General features: G+C 67.5%; 1 protein-coding gene. It reads right to left on the minus strand.

The features are described 5' to 3' along the window. The coding region (locus WCE05_RS25955; RefSeq protein ID WP_368816833.1) for a molybdopterin-dependent oxidoreductase at positions 1–502 on the minus strand (502 nt) is incomplete at both ends.

Consider the following 502-nt stretch of genomic DNA (forward strand, 5'->3'; position numbering starts at 1 on the left):
GGCCCCTCGGCCTGCAGGTCGATTTCCGTCCGGCCGAGGCACGGCAGGATCAGCGCGTCACGCCCGGTCACCAGGTGCGAGCGGTTGAGCTTGGTGGCGATGTGCACGGTCAGGTCGCAGTTGCGCATCGCCGCATGGGTGCGCGGGGTGTCCGGCGTCGCCTGGGCGAAGTTGCCACCCAGGCCGATGAACACCTTGGCGCGCTTCTCTTCCATGGCCTTGATCGCCAGCACGGCGTTGTGCCCATGTTCGCGGGGCACCTTGAAGTGAAAACGCTTTTCGAGGGCATCGAGCAGACGCACCGGGGGCTTTTCGTCGATGCCCATGGTGCGGTCGCCCTGCACGTTGCTGTGGCCTCGCACCGGCGACAGGCCGGCACCGGGCTTGCCGACGTTGCCGCGCAGCAGTTGCAGGTTGACGATCTCCTGCACGGTGGGCACCGAGTGACGGTGCTGGGTCACGCCCATCGCCCAGCACATGATCACCCGCTCGGCCTTGCGGT

Source organism: Pseudomonas sp. I2 (assembly GCF_040984075.1).
Lineage (GTDB): Bacteria > Pseudomonadota > Gammaproteobacteria > Pseudomonadales > Pseudomonadaceae > Aquipseudomonas > Aquipseudomonas guariconensis_B.